This is a genomic window from Streptomyces sp. NPDC005263, assembly GCF_042872365.1.
Classification (GTDB): Bacteria; Actinomycetota; Actinomycetes; order Streptomycetales; family Streptomycetaceae; genus Streptomyces.
This window is the reverse complement of record NZ_JBIAKJ010000001.1, coordinates 609,655-630,822: the sequence shown is the minus strand read 5'-3', so window position 1 is coordinate 630,822 and position 21,168 is coordinate 609,655. Positions and strand designations below refer to the sequence as shown.

The 21,168-nt window shown below is 71.6% G+C and carries 17 protein-coding genes; 15 read left to right on the top strand and 2 right to left on the bottom strand.

Features of this window, described 5'->3' with window-relative positions:
* Positions 1 to 20 precede the first annotated feature (20 nt).
* The 3 genes from ACFYRY_RS02910 to ACFYRY_RS02900 are packed head-to-tail and all read left to right on the top strand — an operon-like array spanning position 21 to position 5,607.
* Positions 21 to 1,289: an aspartate aminotransferase family protein gene (locus tag ACFYRY_RS02910; protein ID WP_389139327.1), complete on the top strand. Its 1,269-nt coding sequence runs from the start codon at positions 21 to 23 to the stop codon at positions 1,287 to 1,289.
* A complete protein-coding gene (locus ACFYRY_RS02905) occupies positions 1,286 to 4,171 on the top strand; it encodes an FAD-binding and (Fe-S)-binding domain-containing protein (RefSeq protein WP_389139325.1) in 2,886 nt (961 codons plus the stop codon). The genes ACFYRY_RS02910 and ACFYRY_RS02905 overlap by 4 nt, the downstream gene beginning before the upstream one ends.
* A complete protein-coding gene (locus ACFYRY_RS02900) occupies positions 4,168 to 5,607 on the top strand; it encodes an NAD-dependent succinate-semialdehyde dehydrogenase (protein ID WP_389139324.1) in 1,440 nt (479 codons plus the stop codon). The genes ACFYRY_RS02905 and ACFYRY_RS02900 overlap by 4 nt, the downstream gene beginning before the upstream one ends.
* A gap of 185 nt (positions 5,608 to 5,792) precedes the next feature.
* Here the strand turns inward: ACFYRY_RS02900 and ACFYRY_RS02895 are convergent, their stop codons facing one another.
* Positions 5,793 to 6,536, bottom strand: a complete 744-nt coding sequence (locus ACFYRY_RS02895) for an IclR family transcriptional regulator (protein ID WP_389141036.1) — start codon at positions 6,534 to 6,536, stop codon at positions 5,793 to 5,795.
* 172 nt (positions 6,537 to 6,708) lie between these two features.
* Positions 6,709 to 7,455 (bottom strand): IclR family transcriptional regulator, encoded by a 747-nt coding sequence (locus tag ACFYRY_RS02890; protein WP_389141034.1) that lies wholly within the window; start codon positions 7,453 to 7,455, stop codon positions 6,709 to 6,711.
* A 279-nt stretch (positions 7,456 to 7,734) separates the two neighbouring features.
* Between ACFYRY_RS02890 and solA the strand changes: the two genes are divergently transcribed.
* The 12 genes from solA to ACFYRY_RS02830 all read left to right on the top strand — a co-directional run bounded on the left by solA (position 7,735) and on the right by ACFYRY_RS02830 (position 21,004).
* Positions 7,735 to 8,871: an N-methyl-L-tryptophan oxidase gene (solA, locus tag ACFYRY_RS02885; protein WP_389139322.1), complete on the top strand. Its 1,137-nt coding sequence runs from the start codon at positions 7,735 to 7,737 to the stop codon at positions 8,869 to 8,871.
* 5 nt (positions 8,872 to 8,876) lie between these two features.
* On the top strand, positions 8,877 to 9,932 hold the full coding sequence (locus ACFYRY_RS02880; RefSeq protein ID WP_389139320.1) for a succinylglutamate desuccinylase/aspartoacylase family protein: 1,056 nt from the start codon (positions 8,877 to 8,879) through the stop codon (positions 9,930 to 9,932).
* A gap of 102 nt (positions 9,933 to 10,034) precedes the next feature.
* The gene (locus ACFYRY_RS02875; RefSeq protein WP_389139318.1) at positions 10,035 to 11,147 is read left to right on the top strand and encodes an ABC transporter substrate-binding protein; all 1,113 of its coding nucleotides are present in this window, start codon (positions 10,035 to 10,037) and stop codon (positions 11,145 to 11,147) included.
* Positions 11,140 to 12,279 carry an ABC transporter ATP-binding protein gene (locus ACFYRY_RS02870; protein WP_389139316.1) on the top strand — a complete coding sequence of 380 codons (1,140 nt, stop codon included), beginning with the start codon at positions 11,140 to 11,142 and terminating at the stop codon, positions 12,277 to 12,279. The genes ACFYRY_RS02875 and ACFYRY_RS02870 overlap by 8 nt, the downstream gene beginning before the upstream one ends.
* Positions 12,280 to 12,323: 44 nt before the next feature.
* On the top strand, positions 12,324 to 13,205 hold the full coding sequence (locus ACFYRY_RS02865; protein ID WP_389139314.1) for an ABC transporter permease: 882 nt from the start codon (positions 12,324 to 12,326) through the stop codon (positions 13,203 to 13,205).
* A complete protein-coding gene (locus ACFYRY_RS02860; protein WP_389139313.1) occupies positions 13,202 to 14,071 on the top strand; it encodes an ABC transporter permease in 870 nt (289 codons plus the stop codon). The genes ACFYRY_RS02865 and ACFYRY_RS02860 overlap by 4 nt, the downstream gene beginning before the upstream one ends.
* Entirely contained in the window at positions 14,068 to 15,459 is a 1,392-nt protein-coding gene (locus ACFYRY_RS02855) for an aminotransferase class III-fold pyridoxal phosphate-dependent enzyme (protein ID WP_389139311.1), read from the top strand. The genes ACFYRY_RS02860 and ACFYRY_RS02855 overlap by 4 nt, the downstream gene beginning before the upstream one ends.
* 35 nt (positions 15,460 to 15,494) lie before the next feature.
* Positions 15,495 to 16,448 carry a succinylglutamate desuccinylase/aspartoacylase family protein gene (locus ACFYRY_RS02850; protein WP_389139309.1) on the top strand — a complete coding sequence of 318 codons (954 nt, stop codon included), beginning with the start codon at positions 15,495 to 15,497 and terminating at the stop codon, positions 16,446 to 16,448.
* On the top strand, positions 16,445 to 18,016 hold the full coding sequence (locus ACFYRY_RS02845) for an aldehyde dehydrogenase family protein (RefSeq protein WP_389139307.1): 1,572 nt from the start codon (positions 16,445 to 16,447) through the stop codon (positions 18,014 to 18,016). Before ACFYRY_RS02850 ends, ACFYRY_RS02845 begins: the two co-directional genes overlap by 4 nt.
* Complete coding sequence (locus tag ACFYRY_RS02840) at positions 18,013 to 18,951, top strand: aldo/keto reductase (RefSeq protein ID WP_389139305.1); 939 nt, start codon at positions 18,013 to 18,015, stop codon at positions 18,949 to 18,951. The genes ACFYRY_RS02845 and ACFYRY_RS02840 overlap by 4 nt, the downstream gene beginning before the upstream one ends.
* 62 nt (positions 18,952 to 19,013) lie before the next feature.
* Positions 19,014 to 19,679 carry a haloacid dehalogenase type II gene (locus ACFYRY_RS02835; RefSeq protein WP_389139304.1) on the top strand — a complete coding sequence of 222 codons (666 nt, stop codon included), beginning with the start codon at positions 19,014 to 19,016 and terminating at the stop codon, positions 19,677 to 19,679.
* 41 nt (positions 19,680 to 19,720) lie between these two features.
* On the top strand, positions 19,721 to 21,004 hold the full coding sequence (locus tag ACFYRY_RS02830; protein ID WP_389139302.1) for an NAD(P)/FAD-dependent oxidoreductase: 1,284 nt from the start codon (positions 19,721 to 19,723) through the stop codon (positions 21,002 to 21,004).
* Positions 21,005 to 21,168 lie beyond the last annotated feature (164 nt).

The following is a 21,168-nucleotide window of genomic DNA, read 5'->3' as shown; positions in this document are numbered from 1 at the left end:
GCATTGGCCGGGAGACGAACATGACCGCACTGTCGCCGCACCTTCGCCAGGCCACGCCCGTCGTGGCGGTCCGGGGCGAGGGCGTCCACCTGTACGGCGAGGACGGCCGCCGCTACCTCGACTTCACCGCCGGCATCGGCGTCACCAGCACCGGGCACTGCCACCCCAAGGTCGTGGCGGCCGCGCAGGAGCAGGTGGGCACGCTGGTCCACGGCCAGTACACGACCGTCATGCACCAGCCCCTGCGGCAGCTCGTCGACAAGCTCGGCGAGGTGTTGCCGGCCGGCCTGGACAGCCTGTTCTTCACCAACTCCGGCAGCGAGGCGGTGGAGGCCGCGCTGCGGCTGGCCCGGCAGGCCACCGGCCGCCCGAACGTGCTCGTCTGCCACGGCGGGTTCCACGGCCGGACCGTGGCCGCGGCCGCCATGACCACCTCCGGCACCCGCTTCCGGTCCGGTTTCTCCCCGCTGATGAGCGGCGTGGTCGTCACCCCGTTCCCGACGGCCTACCGCTACGGCTGGGACGAGGACACCGCCACCCGCTTCGCCCTCCAGGAGCTCGACTACACCCTCCAGACCATCTCCTCGCCCGCCGACACGGCCGCGGTCATCGTCGAGCCGGTACTCGGCGAGGGCGGCTACGTGCCCGCCAACCGCGCCTTCCTGGAGGGACTGCGGGAGCGGGCCGACCGGCACGGCTTCCTGCTGATCCTCGACGAGGTGCAGACCGGCGTGGGCCGCACCGGCCGGTTCTGGGGGCACGACCACTTCGGGGTCACGCCCGACATCCTGATCACCGCCAAGGGCCTCGCCAGCGGGTTCCCGCTGTCCGGCATCGCCGCCTCCGAGGAACTCATGGGCAAGGCGTGGCCGGGCTCGCAGGGCGGAACGTACGGCGCCAACGCGGTGTCGTGCGCCGCCGCCTGCGCCACCCTCGACGTCGTACGCGACGAGAAACTCGTCGAGAACGCCGAGGCGATGGGCAAGCGGCTGCGCGACGGCCTGGAGGCGGTGGCCGAGCGGACACCGGCCATCGGGGACGTACGGGGCCTCGGCCTGATGCTGGCCTCCGAGTTCGTCACCGAGGACGGCAGCCCCGACCCCGAGACCGCCGCCCGTGTGCAGCGGGCCGCCGTCGACGAGGGCCTGCTCCTGCTGCTGTGCGGGGCCTGGAACCAGGTCGTGCGGATGATCCCGGCGCTCGTGATCGACGAGTCGGCCGTCGACGCGGGCCTGCGGGCGTGGGCGGCCGCGGTGGAGACCGGTACGTCGGGAGCGTCACAGCGATGACGGGTGCCACCCGCGACTTGGCGGGTCTGTCGGCCCGCATCGCGCAGGCCGCGCCCGGCCTGCGGGTGGAAACCGGGCCCGCGGGCACCGGCCCCTATGCCTACGACGCCTCCAACTACCGGGTGCCGCCGCGGGCCGTGGCGTTCCCGCGCACCGCCGACGACGTGTGCGCGGTGCTGCGGGCCTGCCGGGAGGAAGGCGTCCCGGTCACCGCCCGGGGCGGCGGCACCAGCATGGCGGGCAACGCGGTCGGACCCGGCGTGGTCCTGGACTTCTCCCGGTACATGAACCGGATCCTGGCCGTCGACACCGAGTCGGGCACCGCGCGTGTCGAGGCGGGCGTGGTCCTCGACGCGCTGCGGGACGCGGCCGGCGAGCACGGGCTCACGTTCGGCCCCGACCCGTCCTCACACAGCCGCTGCACCCTCGGCGGAATGATCGGCAACGACGCGTGCGGCAACCGGTCCGTCCGGCACGGGCGGACCAGCGGCCACATCGAATCCCTGGACCTCGTCACCGCCGACGGGGTGCGCGCCGTGGCCGACCACGCCGGACTGCGCGCCGCCGACCCGAACGACACCGACGCGATCCGACGCGTCGCCCGGCTCGAAGCGGACCTGCGCCGTCTGATCGCCGACAACCTGGCCCCGATCCGCACCGAACTCGGCCGCATCCCCCGCCAGGTCTCCGGCTACCCACTGCACCACCTCCTGCCGGAGAACGGCTTCGACGCGGCCCGCGCCCTGGTCGGCACCGAGGGCACCTGCGCGGTCGTCACCGGCGCGACCGTACGTCTGGTCGCCACCGCGCCCGCCTCCGCGCTGCTCGCTCTCGGCTACGACGACGTCGGCGACGCCGCCGAGGACGTCCCGGAGATCCTGCGCTGGGAGCCCACCGCCGTGGAGGGCATGGACGAGGCGATCGTCGCCACCATGCGCGCCCGCCGCGGTCCGGACGCCGTCACCGGCCTGCCCGAGGGGCGTGCCTGGCTCTACGTCGAACTCGACGGCGAGGACCCGGCGACGGTCACCACCCGGGCCGCTGAACTGCTCGACGTCCTCAAGGCCCGGGGCCGGATGACGGGCGGCCGGGTCGTGGACAGCGCCGCCGAACGCCGCTCGCTGTGGCGGGTCCGCGAGGACGGCGCCGGGCTCGCCGCCCGCCTGGTGGACGGCCGGGAGTCCTGGCCCGGCTGGGAGGACGCGGCGGTCGCACCCGAGAACCTCGCCGCCTACCTGCGGGACTTCCGTGACCTGCTGGCCCGCCACGGGCTCACCGGGGTGCTGTACGGGCACTTCGGCGCCGGCTGCGTGCACGTGCGGATCGACTTCGACCTCGTCACCGGGACCGGCCGGGCCGCCACCCGCCGGTTCCTCGCCGAGGCGGCCGCCCTGGTCGTCGAGCACGGCGGGACGCTCTCGGGGGAGCACGGCGACGGACGGGCGCGCGGTGAGCTGCTGGAGATCATGTACAGCCACCGGATGATCGAGGCGTTCGCCGCGTTCAAGCGGATCTTCGATCCGGAGGGGATGCTGAACCCCGGCGTCATCGTCGCTCCGGCCCCCCTCGACACCGACCTCGCGCTGCGCGAACTCCCGCTCCTGACCACGGAGTTCACCTTCCCGCACGACGAGGACGGCTTCACCGGAGCGGCCCGCCGCTGCGTCGGTGTCGGCCGCTGCCGCGGTGATGCGGGCGGCGTGATGTGCCCCAGCTACCGGGCCACCGGCGAGGAGAACGCCTCCACCCGGGGCCGCGCCCGCCTGTTGCAGGAGATGGTGGTCGGCGAGTCGATCCAGGACGGCTGGCGCTCGACCGAGGTCCGCGACGCCCTCGACCTGTGTCTGTCCTGCAAGGCCTGCTCCACCGACTGCCCGGTCGGCGTCGACATGGCCACCTACAAGGCCGAGTTCCTGCACCAGCACTACCGGGGCAGGCTCCGGCCCCGGTCCCACTACTCACTCGGCTGGCTTCCCCTGACCTCCGCGCTCGCCGGCTTCGCCGCCCGCCCGCTCAACGCGCTGCTGCGCGGGCCCCTCGGCAAGGTTCTGGCCCGGCTCGGGGGAGTCGCCACCCGGCGCGCCATCCCCGCCTTCGCCTCCCGACGCGCCCTGCGCGCGCAGCTGCGCGGGACGAGGACCGCCGAACCGGCCAGGGCCCTGCTCTTCGTCGACAGCTTCACCCGTGCCTTCCGCCCCCAGGTCGCCGGTGCCACCGCCCGGGTGCTCGCCGACGCCGGGATCCCCAGCACCGCTCGGGACGGCCTGTGCTGCGGCCTGACCTGGGTCAGCACCGGCCAGCTGTCCGTGGCACGCCGGGTCATGGCGCGTACGGTCGCGCACCTGGACGACGGCGACGACCGGCCCATCGTGGTGGCGGAACCCAGCTGCGCCGCCGCCCTCAGACGCGACGTGCCCGAACTCCTCGGCACGGACGCCGCCCGCCGGGTCGCGGCCCGCGTCCACACCCTCACCGGCGCGCTCACCGACCTCGCCGCCCCGGACTGGACCCCGCCGCCCCTGCCCGCCGCTGTCGTCCTGCAGACCCACTGCCACGAGTACGCCACCTTCACCGACCGCCGCCCGCGCGATCTGCTGCGCCGGCTCGGCGTGCGCACCGTCGACGAGGCCGAGGGCTGCTGCGGACTCGCCGGCAACTTCGGCTTCGAGGAACAGCACTACGACACCTCCATGGCCGTCGCCGACCTCGCCCTGGCACCCCGCCTCGACAGCCTCGACCACGACGCGCCCGGCGTCGTCGTGGCCGACGGCTTCAGCTGCGCCACCCAGATCGACCACCTCGCCGGTGACCGCGACCTCCGCGCCCTGCACCTCGCCGAACTCCTCGACCCCGCGCCCGACCGACCAGGAGAGACCTCATGACCGACACACCTACGCAGTTGTTCATCGGCGGGGCCTGGGTGGACGCCGCGGACGGCGCGACCCTGGCCGTGGACGACCCGGCGACCGGCGAGATCATCTGCCACGTCGCCGACGCGGGTCCCAAGGACGCCCGGCTCGCGGAGGACGCGGCGGTCAACGCCCAGGAGGCGTGGGCCCGCACGGCACCCCGGGCACGCAGCGAGATCCTGCGCCGCGCGCACGAGCTCATCCTTGAGCGCACCGACGAGCTGGCCCACCTGATGACCGCCGAGATGGGCAAGCCGCTGGCCGAGGCACGCGGTGAGGTGGCGTACGCGGCGGAGTTCTTCCGCTGGTTCTCCGAGGAGGCCGTGCGCATCGACGGCGGCCACGGCGTCCTGCCCGACGGGCGCAACCGCATGCTGCTCACCCGCCGCCCGGTCGGCCCCTGTCTGCTGATCACCCCGTGGAACTTCCCGCTGGCCATGGGCACCCGCAAGATCGGCCCGGCGATCGCGGCCGGCTGCACGATGATCCTCAAGCCGGCCCCGCAGACCCCGTTGTCGAGCCTGGCGCTCGCCGCGATCCTCAAGGAGGCGGGGCTGCCGGACGGTGTGCTGAACGTCGTCACCACCTCCCGGGCCGGAGAGGTCTGCGAACCGCTGCTGCGCGGCGGACGCGTCCGCAAGCTGTCCTTCACCGGCTCCACGGCCGTCGGCAGGCTGCTGCTGGCGCAGTGCGCGGACGCCGTCGTACGGGCCTCGATGGAGCTGGGCGGCAACGCGCCGTTCATCGTGTTCGAGGACGCCGACCTGGACGTGGCCGTGGACGGCGCCATGATCGCCAAGATGCGCAACATGGGCGAGGCGTGCACCGCCGCCAACCGCTTCTTCGTGCACCACTCGGTGGCGGAGGAGTTCGGACGGCGGCTCGCCGAACGCATGGGGGCCCTGGTGGTGGGTCCCGGCACCCGGGACGGTGTCGACGTCGGCCCGCTGATCGACAGGACGGGGCGGACCAAGGTCGAGGAGCTGGTCGCCGACGCGGTGGAGCGAGGCGCCCGGGTGCTCGTGGGGGGCCGCACCCCGGAGGGGCCGGGCTGCTTCTACCCGCCGACGGTCCTGACGGACGTGGCGCCCGACAGCCGTCTGATGGACACGGAGATCTTCGGCCCGGTCGCGGCGATCCTCACCTTCGACGACGAGGACGAGGTCGTCCGCCGGGCCAACGACACACCGTGGGGACTGGTCGGCTACGTCTTCACCGAGGGCCTCGACCGTGCCCTGCGCGTCAGCGAACGGCTGGAAGTCGGCATGGTCGGCCTCAACACCGGTCTCGTCTCCAACCCGGCCGCCCCCTTCGGCGGCGTCAAGCAGTCCGGGATCGGCCGGGAGGGCGGCCGCGTCGGGATCGACGAGTTCCTGGAGTACCAGTACCTCGCGGTGCCCGTGCGATGACGGCGGCAGTCCTGCCCTGACACATGCCCCCCCATCGCGCACCGCGCGGGCCGCCCCGTGCTCCGGCCGACTGTCCTCCTGGCCGAGCACGGGGCGTCGTGGGCGCACGACGGCCGCTCTTGAGGCCGGTCCGCTGTCGGACATCGGGGGAGCGGCGGGGCTGCCGCTCATGGTGAGAGGACCCCTCAGCCCAGGTGGCGGGTGGTGATGTCCGCCGCGGTGTCGGTCACCAGGCGCCCCAGCTCGGGGAGCCGGTCGGGCTCGAAGCGGGAGTCGGGCAGGGAGACGGCCACGGCGGCCAGCGGCACCCCGTCACCGTCCAGGACAGGTGCCGCGATGGCGCAGACACCCGGGATGTACTGGTTGTGGTTGACGGCGTATCCCCGGTCTCTGACGCGGCGGAGTTCCGCGCGCAGTTCCACCGGGTCGGTGATGGTCTCCTCGCCGTAGCCCTGGAGGGTGCCTGCCGCGACCTCGTCGATCTCGTGCTTCGCCAGATGGGCGAGGACCGCGTGTCCGGTGGCGGTGGCGTGCAGGGGGGAGATGTCGCCGATGGCGTGGAAGGTCCGTACGGCGTGGTCGCAGTCGACGCGGTCCACCACGACCATGCCGTGCAGGGCGTCGGGCACCGACAGGTGGATGGTCTCGTTCAGCGTGTCGCGGAGCCGCGTCATGGGCTCGCGGGCGGCGGCGAACAGGCTCGATCCCTGGAGGGCGGCGGGCCGTACGGCCAGCACGCGTGCGCCGATCTCCCAGCGGGTGGTGTCCTTACGGTTCGCCCGCAGCCAGCCCGCCTCGTTGAGCGTCACCAGGGTCCGCTGCACGGTCGACTTGGGGAGCCCGAAGAGCTTCGTGAGTTCCCCGACGGTGACCGGCTGGTGCTGCGCCACGGCCTCCAGGACGCGCAGCGACCTGGTCACGCTCTTCATCTCCATCCGGACCCCCTCATTCGTATGCCGGATAGCAGCATAGCATTCCACATTGTGGCATGGAATGGCTCGCCCGTGTCGAGGTCGGAGCCTGCGACGCCCCCGCGCCGAGGGTCGGCTCCCTGACCAGGAGCCGACCCTCGGCGCGGTCCGCCATGGCGTCGCCGCCTGCTCAGGCGCCCAGCCGGCGCCCCGTGATCTCCGCGGCCGTCTCGGCGACGAGGCGGCCCCACTCGGGCAGCTCGTCCGCGTCGAACCGGGAGTCGGGCATGGAGATGGCCACCGTCGCCAGCGGTGTGCCGTCCTCGTCGAGGACGGGTGCGGCGATGGCGCAGACGCCCGGCCGGTACTGGTTGCGGTTGACCGCGTAGCCGCCGGTGCGGATCTGGTCCAGCTCCGCGCGCAGCTCACCGGGTTCGGCCGGGGTCGTGTCGCTGTAGCGTTCCAGCCCCTGCGCGATCAGCTCCTCGACGTCCCGCCTCGGCAGATGGGCGAGGACCGCTCGTCCGGCGGCGGTCGCGTGCAGGGGTGAGGTGTCGCCGATGGCGTGGAAGGTCCGTACGGCGTGGTCGCAGTCCACGCGGTCGACCACGACCATGCACTGCAGGGCGTCCGGTACCGACAGGTGGATCGTCTCGTTCACCTTGTCGCGCAGCTGCACCATCGGCTCGCGGGCGGCGGCGAACAGGCTCGACCCCTGCAGGGCGGCGGGCCGTACGGCCAGCACCCGTGCGCCGATCTCCCAGCGGGTGGTGTCCCTGCGGTTCGCCCGCAGCCAGCCCGCCTCGGCCAGGGTGACCAGGGTGCGCTGCACCGTCGACTTCGGGAGGCCGAAGAGCTTCGTCAGCTCCCCGACGGTCACCGGCTGATGCTGGGCGACCGCCTCCAGGATGCGCAGCGATCTGGTGACGCTCTTCATTTCCATCCGATTTCCCCCCGTTAATCCTCGGAACTTCTTGCAGACACCCTCTTGACTCCCCTTCGAGCCACTGCCATTCTCGTGCCAGATTCTAGCACAGCATTCCACAATGTGGCACGGCTCCTCGGAAGGCTCCGAGGAAGCGAGCCGGACTCCCCGCCCGGGCGGGTGCGGTCCGCAGGGCGCCGAAGGGCCTGGCCCTCGCCCGGACCTCTTCGCATCGGACAGCCTCGCGCCGGGCGCTCAGAATGCGCCCCGGCGATACGAAAGGAAACCCCTGTGTCAGCTGCCAGGAAGCGCGTCGCCGTCGTCGGCGTCGGAACGATGGGCAGCCAGGCCGCCTGGCGGCTGGCGGCCCGTGGTGCCGAGGTCGTCGGATACGACCGGTACGCCCCCGGCCACGACCGCAGCGCCGCCGGCGGCGAGACCCGCATCTTCCGCAGTGCCCACTTCGAGGACTCCCGGTACGTGCCCCTGCTCAAGCACGCCGACATCCTGTGGGAGCAGCTCCAGCAGGAGACCGGCCGTGAGCTTCGCCGCCTGACCGGGTGCCTGCTGATGGGGCCGGCCGAGCACCAGCAGATGGCCACGGTCCTCCAGTCCATCGCGGAGCACGACCTGGACCACGAGGTCCTCGACGCCGAGGCCCTCGCCAAGCGCTTCCCGCAGTACCGCGTCGAGAACGGCGACGCGGCCGTGCTCGACCGCCGCGCCGGTTTCATCCGCCCCGAGCTGACGATCCAGACCGCCGCTCGCCGCGCCGAGCAGCTGGGCGCCCGTATCCACCGCTACACCACGGTCCGCGAGATCGTGCCCGTCGCCGGCGGTGTCGAGATCCGGACCGACGCGAGCAGTGAGCGTTTCGACACGGCCGTGGTGACCCCGGGCCCGTGGGTGAACGACCTGCTGCCCGACCTGCCGTGGGAGGTGGACATCCGCCGCCTCGTCAGCGCCTGGTACGTGCCCACCACCGACGCCTGGTTCGGCGAGGAGCGCCCGGCGTTCATCCGTACGGCGCCCACCCACTGCTACGGCCTGCCCTCCCCGGACGGGGTGTCGGTCAAGCTCGGCCTGTCCCGAGCCCTGCACCGCCCGGCCGGCGACCCCAACCAGCTGGACCGGACCGTACAGCCGGACGAACTGGAGATCTTCTCCGAGCTGATCGGGCGTCACCTGCCGGACCTGCACCCCGACCCGACCCGGCTCTCCGTCTATATGGAGGGCTACACCGAGAGCAGCCGCCCCCTGGTCGGCCCGCTCCCCGGCGCCGAGAACGTCGTGCTGCTCGCCGGCTTCTCCGGCCACGGCTTCAAACTCTCGCCCGCCTTCGGCGACATCGCCGCGGACCTGGCCCTGGACGGCTCCTCGCCCCGGCCCATCGACTTCATCTCCACCCTCGACCGAGCGAAGGCGTGACCACCGTGACCAAAGCCCTCTCCGTCGGTGCCCTGCGGGCCGAGCCCGGGACCAAGGCCCGCGGCAGCGTCCGCGCCGACCTCGGCACCCTCACCGTCGACCTCCCGCTGACCCTGGTCAACGGCGCCCGCCCCGGCCCCCGTGTCACCATCACCGCGGGCGTGCACGGGGGCGAGTTCACCCCCGTCGACGCCGCCGCGCGCCTGGCGACCCTGCTGGACCCCGACGAGGTGCACGGCCAGGTGATCATCTGCCCGGTCGCCAACCCGCCCGCCGTGTACGACGGCCGGCTCAACGTCTCACCGGTCGACGGCGTGAACATCAACCGCGTCTTCCCCGGTGACCCGGACGGCAGCCCCACCGAGCGGCTCGCCTCCTGGCTCTTCGCCCACCTCGTCGACGGCGCCGACGTCTACATCGACCTGCACTGCGGCGGCATCGACCAGGTCCTGCGCGACTTCGTCGGCTACCGCCTCACCGGAGCCCCGGACCTCGACGGGGCGACGGCCCAACTGGCAGGCTCCTTCGGCATCGAGGACGTCATCCTCGGACTGGAGGCCGACGGCGGCAACAGCCACGCGGCCGCCGCCCGCCGGGGCATCTCGGCGGTACTCGTCGAGGTCGGCGAACTCGGGCAGCGAGACGGCGCCACGGCCCACCGCCGCGTCGACGGTCTCCTCCAGGCACTGCGCCACCTGAGCGTGCTCGCCCCGACCGGCATCGACGGCCCCGCCCCGGCGACCGTCCGGGAATGGGTCTGGGCCGCGGGTGTCACGGCCGAGGCCACCGGCCTGTGGTACCCGGAGTTCACCGCCGGTGACGACGTGGCGGAAGGCGACCTCATCGGCCGCATCGTCGACCCGGCCGACGGAGCGGAGCACCAGGTCCACACCCCGGTCGGCGGACGGCTCTTCTACGGCATGCACGGCCTGACCGTCGCCCCCGGCCACGAACTCGCCGCCATCGCCGCCCCGTGGGACCCCGACCCGGCGACCCGACCGGCCGGCTTCCGGACCCCCGGCGTCGGTGTCGCCCCCGCCGAGGCGGACCCCCGGGCCTAGGGGGTGTTTCGAAAGCCCCGCACGACACTCCCTGTCCAGCCGCCCCCCACGCACGCCCCAGCCGCTTCCCTTCCTACGGCCAGCCCCACCAGGAGGCACACGATGAAAGACTCCCGGATCGACCGCAGACTGTTCCTGCGCGGAATCGGCGGAGCCACGGCGGGCATTGCCGCCGCGACCACCCTCAGCGCCTGCGGCACCGGCACCAGCCGGTCCGTGGCCGGTGGCGGTGGCGGTGGCAAGAGCTCCAAGACGTTGGTCGTCCGCGACAGCGGCGGCACGTACGGCGACGCCAACCAGAAGGCCGTCTACGACGCGTTCACCAAGGAGACCGGGATCCGGGTCGAGGTGGTGAACATCCAGTACGCGCAGATGCTCGCCCAGGTCCAGCAGGGCCGCCCGCAGTTCGACGTCATCGACGACTCGATGGCCGACTTCCTGCGCTTCAAGAAGGCGGGCGCGACCCAGGACCTGGACTACGACCGGCTGAAGAACTTCAAGAACGCCGGCATCGCCAAGACCCTGGTCACCTCCAACGCCGTCGGCAAGAACTACTGGGCCAGCGTGATGGCGTACCGTACGGACGCCTTCGGGGGGAAGAAACCTTCCTCCTGGGCCGACTTCTGGGACACCAAGGCGTTCTCCGGTGACCGTGCCCTCCAGGGCCTGGACGCCGACCTGCCCGAGCTGGAGTTCGCCCTCCTCGCCGACGGCGTGCCCCTGGACAAGCTGTACCCCCTCGACGTGGACCGCGCCTTCAAGTCCCTGGACAACATCAAGGGGCACGTCAAGAAGTTCTGGGACACCGGCGCCCTCCCCGGCGTGCTCCTGGGTCGCAAGGAGGTCGTGGCCTCCAGCGTCTGGCACGGCCGCCTCGACGCCCTGATCAAGCAGGGCTCGCCGCTCGCGTACCAGTGGAACGGCGCCCGCCGGCAGAGCAACGCCCTCGGAATTCCCAAGGGCGCCGCCAACCTCGACGCCGCCTACCAGCTCATCGACTTCGCGCTGCGGCCCGACGTACAGGCCGCCTACGCCGAGCTGTACCCGATGGCCCCGTCGGTGCCCGCCGCCTACAAGAAGCTCTCCCCGACCGTCGCCGCGAACCTGGGCAGCTCCCCGGAGCACCTCAAGACCGGCTTCGACCTGGACGTCCAGTGGTGGGACCAGAACCAGGAGGCGGTGGCCAAGCGCTGGCAGGAGTGGACGCATGCCTGAGACCGACGTGATGCCCGAGCCGTCGCTGGTCGCCCCGGCGGAACTGGCCGGCAGCGGAAAGCCGCTGTCCGCGCGGCGACTGCGCAAGACCTACGGGGGAGTGACGGCCGTCGACGAGGTCTCCATGGAGATCGCGGCGGGCGAGTTCGTCACCTTCCTGGGGTCCTCCGGCTCCGGCAAGACCACCACCCTGATGATGATCGCCGGGTTCTGCGAACCCGACTCCGGCAGCATCGTCGTCGGCGGCAACGACGTGACCCGACTGGCCCCGCAGAAGCGTGGTCTCGGCTTCGTCTTCCAGCAGTACCTGCTCTTCCCGCACATGACCGTGTGGGAGAACGTCGCCTTCCCGCTGCAACTGCGCGGCGTGCCGAAGACGGAGCTGCGGCGCCGGGTCGGCGAGACCCTGGAGATGGCCGGCCTGTCGGCCATGGCCCGACGCCGCCCGCGGGAACTGTCCGGCGGACAGCAGCAGCGCGTCGCCCTGTGCCGGGCCCTGGTCTACCGCCCGCCGGTGATCCTCATGGACGAGCCGCTCGGCGCCCTCGACAAGAAGCTGCGCGATCAGCTCCAGACCGAGATCAAACGCATTCAGCAGGAACTCGGCCTGACCGTCATCTATGTGACGCACGATCAGGAGGAGGCCCTCGTCCTCTCCGACCGTATCGCGGTCATGCGGGACGGGCTGATCGACCAGTTCGACACCCCGCGAGAACTCTTCGAGCGCCCCCGTACCCCGTTCGTCGCCGACTTCCTCGGCGCGGCCAACTTCCTCCCGGGCCGGCTGGAGGAACAGACGCCGGAACACACCCTGGTACGGCTGGACACCGGCGGCCTGCTCCAGGCCCGTCCGCAGGCGGCCCCGGACGGCGCACGGGTACGCGCCGCGGTGCAGCCCGGCCGGCTCGTCCTGTGTCCCGCCGACGACGGGTTCTGTACGGGGACCGTCGAGACGGTCACCTACGTCGGCACGCTCGTCCGCGCCACCGTCCGCCCCGCCGGCGGCGCGGACACCGAACTCGTACGACTGGAACTGCCGGCCGGCCGCGCCCCAGTCCTGGGCGAGCGCGTCGGCCTCAGCGTGGACCCCGCCAACGTCAGCGTGTTCCCCGACGCGGAAAGCGGGGGGTGACAGGCATGGCCGTGCTGGCTCCCGTAACGGGTTCCGCCCCTCCGGTGCCCCACAAGAATCGACTGAACCGCGCGCTGTCCGACCGCCGCACCCGCTTCGGGCTGCTCAACGCCGCCCCTGTCGTCGTGTACCTGCTGGTTCTCTTCGTCTATCCGATCTTCAGCACCCTGCTGCTGAGTCTGAAGGGCGAGCGGGGCGGCTTCACCCTCCACTGGTACACCGACGCCTTCCAGGGCGCCAACCTGGAGATCCTCTTCACCACCCTCCGGATCTCCGCCGAGACCTCGCTGCTCAGCCTGGTCATCGGGTTCGTCCTGGCCGCCGCGGTGTCCCGGCTCAAGCCCCTGCTCGCGGGGCTGGTGATGGTGGTCGTGGTCGTCCCGCACTTCATCAGCGCGCTGGTGCGCACCTACGGCTGGATCATCCTGCTCGGTGAACACGGCGTCATCAACAACGCGCTGACCGGCCTTCACGTGCCGGGTGCTCCCTTCGACCTGCTCTACAACGAGCTGGGGGTCGTCATCGGCACCACCTCCGTGATGCTGCCGTACACCGTGCTGCTGCTGTACGCGGTCATGAAGGGCATCGACCGCCGGTTGATGGCCGCCGCGGCCAGCATGGGCGCGGGACGGCTGACGATCTTCCGTCGGGTCTACGTCCCGCTGGTGGCCCCGGGCCTCGTCAACGCCGGTGTGCTGTGCTTCATCCTCTGCCTCGGCTACTACCTCACCCCCGCCCTCATGGGCGGCGCGAAGCAGACCATGGTCGCCTCGCTCATCAACGAACAGGTGATGAAAGAGGACCAGTGGAACGGTGCCGCGGCCCTCGGCATCATCCTGCTGCTGTTCACCTTCGCCGGACTGCTGCTGCTCAGGGTGCTGAAGTCGGCGGGCGAGGCGTACCGGAATCGAGGCACGGCGTCATGACCGAGCTCCGCTCCACGCTGGCCGGACGCGTCACCCTGGCCGTCCTGTCCACGCTGATCCTGCTGTTCCTGGTGCTGCCGATCGTCGTCATCGTCGTGACCTCGTTCGGAAAGGACGCCTTCGGAGCCTTCCCGCCGTCCTCCTGGACGATCGACTGGTACAAGGCGCTGTTCGCGGACGGCAGCAAGTGGCCGGCGGCGCTGTCGCTCAGCGCCCTGGTCGCCTCCCTGACCACCGTCTTCTCCCTGATCCTGGGCATGACGGCGGCCACGGCCCTGGTCCGCAGCAAGCTGCCGCTCCGCTCCGCCGTCTACGGTCTCGTCCTGGCTCCGCTGGTGATCCCCCAAGTGGTCCTCGCGCTCGGCCTGTTCCTGCTCTTCGAGCCGGCCGCCATGCTCGGCAGCCCGATCGCCATCTCCCTCGGCCACACGGTGCTGGCCGCACCGATCGCGGTGATGATCCTCATGGCCACGCTGCAGGGCATCGACGAACGGCTGGAGGACGCCGCCGCCAGCATGGGCGCCAGCCGCGTCACCGTCGCCCGGCGCATCACCTTCCCGCTGGCCATGCCCGGACTGGTCGCCGCCGCGACCTTCTCCTTCATCACCAGCTTCGACGAGTTCTTCATCTCGCAGTTCCTGTCCTCCGTGAACACCGTGACCCTGCCGGTCCAGGTGTTCAACGTCCTCCAGTACGACGTCGACCCGTCGGTGACGGCCGTCAGCGCGATCCTCATCGGGGTCGCCGTGGTGGCCCTCGCCCTGGTCGCCGTGGTGCGCCGGCTGAGCGGCACCGGCAAGCACGAGGGCATCCTGCCGACCGAGCCCGGCGTGGGCCTCGCCGCCGGAAGTGAGACCGCCCCATGACCACCAGCACCCGCACCCCCGCCGGTGAACTGTCCGCCACCGCGGCCAGACACCTGCTCCTCAACATGACCCCCAACGGCTCGCTCGGCCCGGGCGGCGAGGACGTCTTCGTCGTCCGGCGCGGCGAGGGCCCCTACGTCGAGGACGCCGACGGCAGGCGCTACATCGACGGCCTGTCGGGCCTGTACTGCTGCCAGCTCGGCTACTCCTACGGCCCCGAGTTCGCCGAGGCTGCGGACAAGCAGCTGCGTGAGCTGTGCTTCAGTCCGCTGTGGTCCGGCTCGGCGCACCGGACGGGCATCGAACTCGCCGAGCGGCTGTCCCGGCTCGCCCCGGTGGACATCGAGCACACCTTCTTCTCGGGCGGTGGCGCCGAAGCCGTCGAGACCGCCTGGAAGATCGCCCGCCGGTACCACGCCCTGCGTGGCGAGGCGGGCCGCACCAAGGCGATCTCCCGGCGCGGCGCCTACCACGGGCTGACCGTCGGTGCCCTGTCGTTCACCGACGACCCGGGGCTGCGGGAGCCGTACGGCCCGGGTGCCATCGAGACCCGGTTCGTGTCCAACACCAACCGCTTCGGCCTCGCACCCGAGTTCGTCGACGACGAGACGTTCACCTCCCGCCTCCTCGCCGAGCTGGAGGCCGCGATCCTGGCCGAGGGCCCGGAGACCGTCGCCATGCTCATCGCCGAGCCGGTGCAGAACCGCGGCGGCTGCATCACCCCGCCCGAGGGCTACTGGCAGGGACTTCGGGTCCTGGCGGACCGGTACGGCTTCCTGCTCGTCGCCGACGAGGTGATCACCGCCTTCGGACGGCTGGGGGAGTGGTTCGGTGGCGACCGCTACGGCGCCCGTCCGGACATCGTCACCGTCGCCAAGGGCATCACGGCCGGATACGCCCCCATGGGCGCGACGCTGGTCAGCAACCGGGTCACCGAGGTCATCAACCGGCCCGGCGCCGTCCTCAACCACGGCTACACCTTCGCCGGACACCCGCTGAGCGCGGCCATCGCCCTGCGCAGCCTGGAGATCATGGAGCGGGACCGGATCCTGGACAACGTCCGCGGCCTCCAGGGCCGCCTCGCGGACCGCATGACGTCCCTCACGGACCTGCCGATCGTCGGTGACGTCCGCGGCGCGGGCTTCTTCTACGCCTGCGAACTCGTCGGTGACCTCGAAGGCGGCGGCTTCAGCGACACCGCCCGGGCCGATCTGATCGTCGACCTGATCCCGCGCCGGCTGCGCGAAGCGGGGCTCCTCGCCCGCGTCTACAACCGCGCCGCGCCGCTGGTGCAGATCGCACCTCCGCTGATCAGCGACCGCGCCCTTCTCGACCGTATCGCCGAGGTTGTCGCCGACACCCTCGACGAGGCGTCCGCCCGCCTGTGACGCCCGCTCTCGACCATGTTTCTGAAAGGAACGACATGTACTCCATCGGTCCCCTGACCGTCGCCCCGGGTACCCGCGCCCAGGGCCTCATCCCGGTCGGCACCAGCACCTACGGCGTGGAACTCGGCATCCCGCTGGTCGTCGTCAACGGCACGCTGGACGGTCCGGTCCTGTGCGTGGACGCGGGCGTGCACGGCGACGAGTACGACGGTCAGGAAGCCGTCCGCCGTGTCCTCGCCGAGGTCGACCCGGCCACCCTGCGCGGCACCCTCGTGGCCATCCCCTGCATGAACACCCCGGCGTTCGAGGCGGCGGCCCGCACGAGCGGCCTGGACCACCTCAACCTCAACCGCATCTTCCCCGGCGACGCGGACGGCTCGTACTCCCTGCGCCTGGCCGCCACGTTCGTCGAGCAGGTCGTCCCCGCCGTCGACGCCCTCGTGGACCTCCACACCGGCGGCACCTTCGGGGAGATAGCCCCGCTGGTCATCCTCCAGGGCGGCTACGAGGACCTGGCGACGGACCTCGCCCTGGCCGCGGGGCACGAGCTGGTCTGGAAGGGCGGCAAGTGGGGCGGCACGGTCCGCCACCCCACCCTCGCCGCGGGCAAGCCGGCCATCACCATCGAGGTCGGCGGCGGCACGTACCGCGAGGAGAACGTCGCCCTGCACATGCACTCGATCCGCAACATCATGCGGCAGCTCGAGATGATCGACGGCGAGGCGGAGCTGCGGGACACCTACACCGCCGTCTCCGGCACCTTCGCCCGCTCGGACGCCGGCGGCTTCTTCGTCGCTCACGTCGAGCCGGGGGACAACTGCAAGGAAGGCGACCTGATCGCCGCCATCAGCGACCACTACGGCAACACGCTGGAGGAGGTCCGCGCCCCGCAGGACGGCATCGTGCTCTGGGTGCGCCGGATCCGCACGGTCCGTCCGGGCGACGAGGTCGTCATCTTCGGCGAGGTCCAGGGGGAGATCCGGCCATGACCGCCGCACTTCAGCTGACCGAGCTGCTGATCGACGGCACACAGGTCCCGGCCGCCGACGGACGCTCCTTCACCGTCCTCGACCCGTCCGACGGGACGGCCATCGCCCAGGTGGCGCTGGCCGGCAAGGCGGACGTGGACCAGGCGGTGGCCGCCGCCCGCGCGGCGTTCACGGCACCCGAGTGGGCCCGGATGCGCGCCGCCGACCGGGGCCGTGTCCTGTACCGGATCGCCGAGGCCATCCGCGACCAGGGTGAACGGCTTGCCTGCCTGGAGAGCCAGGACGTCGGCAAACCGCTCGGCCAGGCCAGGGCCGATGTCGAGGCCGCCGCCCGCTACTTCGAGTTCTACGCGGGCGTCGCCGACAAGCTCGGCGGATCCACGATCCCCCTCGGGCCCGGTCTGATCGACTACACCGTCCGTGAGGCGATCGGCGTCTCCGGCCAGATCATCCCGTTCAACTACCCGCTGCAGAACACCGCACGGGGCTCCGCCGCGGCCCTGGCCGCGGGCTGCACGGTGGTCCTCAAGCCCTCCCCGGAGGCGCCGCTCACCCCGCTGGAGATCGGCAGGATCGCCCTGGAGTGCGGTCTCCCGCCGGGCGTGCTGAACGTCGTCCCTGGCGACGGCGAGACCGGTGCGGCCCTCGCCGGGCACCCGGACATCGACCAGGTCACCTTCACCGGCTCGGTGCCCACCGGCATCAAGGTCGCCCAGGCGGCCGCCGCCAACGTGGTGCCGTCGGTCACGGAGCTGGGCGGCAAGTCGCCGTTCGTCGTCTTCGCCGACGCCGACTTCGACCTGGCGCTGAAGGCGATCATGGGCGCCTCGTTCAGCAACGCCGGACAGATGTGCTCGGCCGGCACCCGGCTGCTGCTCCAGCGCGGCGCCGAGGAGTTCCTGGACCGGCTGGTCGAGAGGATCGCCACCCTCCGCGTCGGCCCCGGCTCCACGGACCCGGACATCGGCCCCCTGGTCGCCGCCCGGCAGCGCGACCGGGTACTGAGCTACCTGGACCTGGCACGCAAGGAGGGCGCCACCCTCCGCGTCGGCCCCGGCTCCACGGACCCGGACATCGGCCCCCTGGTCGCCGCCCGGCAGCGCGACCGGGTACTGAGCTACCTGGACCTGGCACGCAAGGAGGGCGCGACGGTCCGCGTGGGCGGCGGAGCCCCGTCGGACCCCGCCCTGGCCGACGGCTACTACATCGAGCCGACGGTCCTCACCGGCCTCACCAACCAGGCGCGTTGCGCCCGCGAGGAGATCTTCGGCCCCGTCATCACGGTCATCGAGTTCGACGACGCCGACGAGGCCCTCCGGATCGCCAACGACAGCCCGTACGGCCTGTCCTCCTACGTCTGGACCCGTGACATCGGCCAGGCGATGCGCCTGGCCGAGGGCATCCGGGCCGGTCAGGTCTCCGTCAACGCCACCGGCGTCGGCACCGGAGTCGAACTCCCCTTCGGCGGCTACAAGCACAGCGGATGGGGCCGGGAGAAGGGCCTCGAAGCCCTGGCCGGCTACACGCAGACCAAGAACGTCTGCATAGGGTTCGGCGACCGGTCATGAGGTACCGCACGCTGGGCGAACGCGGCCCGACCGTCTCGGTCGTCGGCGTCGGCGGCAACAACTTCGGCTCCCGCCTCGACGAGGAGGGCACGAAGGCGGTCGTGCACGCGGCCCTCGACGCCGGGATCACCCTGTTCGACACGGCCGACATGTACGGCGGTTTCGGCGAGGGCGGCAGCGGGCGCGGTGACGGCGAACGCCTGCTCGGCGCGGCGCTCAAGGGACATCGTGACGGTGTCGTCCTGGCCACCAAGTTCGGCATGGAGATGGGCCCGCAGGACGACCGGTACGGCCGACGCGGCGCCCGCGCCTACATCCGCCACGCCGTGGAGTCATCACTCCGCCGCCTGGGCACCGACCGGATCGACCTGTACCAGTACCACGAGCCGGACGGCGTCACGCCGCTCGACGAGACGGCCGCGGCCCTGCGCGAGCTGGTCGACGAGGGCACGATCGGACACATCGGCTGCTCGAACCTCCCGGCCGAGCAGCTCACCGACGCGTTCGTGTCCACGCAGGCCCCCTACCATCTCCTCGACCGCGGCGTGGAAAAGGACCTCATCCCCGCCTGCCTGCGTCACGGCATCGGACTGCTTCCGTACTACCCGCTGGCCAACGGCCTGCTCAGCGGCAAGTACCGGCGCGGCGAACAGCCTCCGCCCGGCAGTCGGCTGTCCTGGCGGCAGGGCTGGCTCACCGACGCCGCCCTCGACCGTGTCGAGGCGCTCACCGCGTACGGCACCGAACGCGGTCTGACCCTCCTCGAGGTCGCCGTGGGCGCACTGGCCGCCCTGCCCGCCGTCGGGTCCGTGATCTGCGGCGCCATGAGGCCGGAACAGGTCATCGCCAACGCGGCGGCGGCCGACTGGATACCCGACGCGACCGACCTGGCCGCCCTCGACGCCATCGTGGCCCCCGGCGAGCAAGTCGTCTGACCCACCCGACTCCCTTACAGGCCAACTCCCTTACCGGCACCCGGAAAACGAGGCAGAACACCATGCGAGAGATCGTCACCTTCGACGCCTACGGAACCCTGGTCGACTTCCAACTCGGCCCCACCACCCTGAAGGTCATCTCCGACCGGCTGGACCTGGACAACCTGGACGTCGACGAGTTCCTCGACGACTTCCGCGTCATGCGCTTCCAGGCCGTCCTGGAGGCCTACCGCCCCTACCACGAGATCCTGCACTCCAGCCTGAGGATGGCGATGCGCCTGCACGGCCTGGAGTACCGCGAGTCCGACGGCGACGCCCTCGTCGAGGCCGTCCCCACCTTCGGCCCCTTCCCGGAGGTCCCGGACGCCCTGCGCGCGCTGAAGAGCAGGTACGAGATCGCCATCATCTCCAACACCGACGACAACCTGATCGCCCGGAACGTCGAGAACATCGGTGTCGAGTTCGACCACGTCATCACGGCCCAGCAGGCGGGCGCGTACAAGCCGGACCGCCAGACCTTCGAGCACGCCTTCAAAGCGATGGGTGTCGAGCCCTCCCAGGTCATCCACACCGCCCAGGGCTGGGAGTACGACCACATCCCGACCCGCGACCTCGGCCTGCGGCGCCGGGTGTGGATCAACCGCTACGGCCACCCCGGCAGCGCCGACTACCAGCCCTACGACGAGCTGCCCGACCTGTCGGGCCTGCCGGCGCTGCTCGGCTGCTGACCCAGGGCGACACAGGACAGAGAACACAGAGGACGCACGCCATGAAGCAGATCCCCTACTGGCTCGACACAGCCCCCGCCTTCGCCGACCGATCCGGAAAGGACCTGCCCGACGAGGCGGACGTGGTGGTCATCGGCGGCGGCCTCACCGGCCTGTCCACCGCCTACCACACCGCCCGCAAGGGCGCCCGGGTCGTCCTCGTCGAGAAGGACAAGGTCGGCTCGGGCGCCTCCGGGCGCAACGGCAGCATGTGCACCCAGGGCATCACCATCAGCCCCGCCGAGGCCCGCAAGCGCTACGGCCAGGAGCGTGCCGTCGAGCTCTACAACGCGTTCCGCGAGGCGGTCGACGTCGTCGAGAACCTCACGCGCGAGGAGCGGATCGACTGCGACTTCCACCGCGCCGGCCGCCTCGGCGTCGCCTTCAAACCCCAGCACTTCGAGGCGATGCACGCCAAGCAGCGTGACCTGGCGGAGAACTTCGGCCACGAGATGCAACTCCTGACGCGCGGCGAGCTGAAGTCCGAGCTGAACTCGGACTACTACCACGGCGCCCTGCTCGACCCGCTCAGCGCCGCCCTGCACGTGGGCAAGTACGTCCACGGACTGGCGGACGCCGCCGAGCGGGCCGGCGCGGAGATCCACGAACGCAACGCGGCCACCGGCCTCACCCGCCTCCCCGACGGCGGCTTCCTGGTCGAGACCCTCAACGGCATCATCCGCGCCAAGCAGGTCATGGCCGCCACCGACGCCTACACCGACAAGGCGATGCCGTGGTTCCGCAAGCGGCTGATCAACGTCGGCAGCTTCATCATCGTCACCGAACCGCTCGGCGAGGCGCGCGCCAAGGAACTCATCCCCAACGGCCGGCTGGTGGTCGACTCGAAGAACATCGGCCACTACATCCGTCTCACGCCCGACCATCGCCTCGCCTTCGGCGGCCGGGCCCGCTTCGCGCCGTCCAACCCCGCCTCCGACGTCAAGAGCGGCGACGTCCTCAAGCGGGAGATGACGGAGATCTTCCCGCAACTGGCGGGCGTCCGGGTCGACTACGTGTGGGGCGGCATGGTGGGTTTCTCCTGGGACCGCCTGCCGCACGCGGGCGAGGCCGACGGCCTGTACTACTCCATGGGTTACTGCGGCCACGGCGTGCAGATGGCCACCTACATGGGCCGCGCGGTCGCCGAGATGATGGACGGTCGCCCTCAGGCCAACCCCCTGCGGGGTCTCGGCTTCCCGAAGGTCCCCGTCCCCTTCTACAACGGCACCCCCTGGTTCCTGCCGTTCGGTGGCGCCTATTACAAGGCCAAGGACCGGCTGCGCTGAGTGCACGCGGAAAGGGCCTGCCGGGCGAACGACCGGCAGGCCGCTGTCCAACGTCGCGTCGCTGATGGCGCGTGCGTCGCCCTTCCCGGCCGGCGAGCCACCTGATCACATACGCGCCAATGTCATCGGCCCGCACCACCGGACCTGCCGGTATCGGCTGCTCC

Excerpts from the sequence above, each read along its gene's own strand:
- ACFYRY_RS02870 (WP_389139316.1), top strand. The coding sequence starts at position 11,140 with ATGCCTGAGACCGACGTGATGCCCGAGCCGTCGCTGGTCGCCCCGGCG.
- ACFYRY_RS02855 (WP_389139311.1), top strand. The coding sequence starts at position 14,068 with ATGACCACCAGCACCCGCACCCCCGCCGGTGAACTGTCCGCCACCGCG.
- ACFYRY_RS02860 (WP_389139313.1), top strand. The coding sequence starts at position 13,202 with ATGACCGAGCTCCGCTCCACGCTGGCCGGACGCGTCACCCTGGCCGTC.
- ACFYRY_RS02875 (WP_389139318.1), top strand. The coding sequence starts at position 10,035 with ATGAAAGACTCCCGGATCGACCGCAGACTGTTCCTGCGCGGAATCGGC.
- ACFYRY_RS02900 (WP_389139324.1), top strand. The coding sequence starts at position 4,168 with ATGACCGACACACCTACGCAGTTGTTCATCGGCGGGGCCTGGGTGGAC.
- ACFYRY_RS02840 (WP_389139305.1), top strand. The coding sequence starts at position 18,013 with ATGAGGTACCGCACGCTGGGCGAACGCGGCCCGACCGTCTCGGTCGTC.
- ACFYRY_RS02905 (WP_389139325.1), top strand. The coding sequence starts at position 1,286 with ATGACGGGTGCCACCCGCGACTTGGCGGGTCTGTCGGCCCGCATCGCG.
- ACFYRY_RS02845 (WP_389139307.1), top strand. The coding sequence starts at position 16,445 with ATGACCGCCGCACTTCAGCTGACCGAGCTGCTGATCGACGGCACACAG.
- ACFYRY_RS02850 (WP_389139309.1), top strand. The coding sequence starts at position 15,495 with ATGTACTCCATCGGTCCCCTGACCGTCGCCCCGGGTACCCGCGCCCAG.
- ACFYRY_RS02895 (WP_389141036.1), bottom strand. The coding sequence starts at position 6,536 with ATGAAGAGCGTGACCAGGTCGCTGCGCGTCCTGGAGGCCGTGGCGCAG.
- ACFYRY_RS02830 (WP_389139302.1), top strand. The coding sequence starts at position 19,721 with ATGAAGCAGATCCCCTACTGGCTCGACACAGCCCCCGCCTTCGCCGAC.
- ACFYRY_RS02910 (WP_389139327.1), top strand. The coding sequence starts at position 21 with ATGACCGCACTGTCGCCGCACCTTCGCCAGGCCACGCCCGTCGTGGCG.
- ACFYRY_RS02835 (WP_389139304.1), top strand. The coding sequence starts at position 19,014 with ATGCGAGAGATCGTCACCTTCGACGCCTACGGAACCCTGGTCGACTTC.
- ACFYRY_RS02890 (WP_389141034.1), bottom strand. The coding sequence starts at position 7,455 with ATGAAGAGCGTCACCAGATCGCTGCGCATCCTGGAGGCGGTCGCCCAG.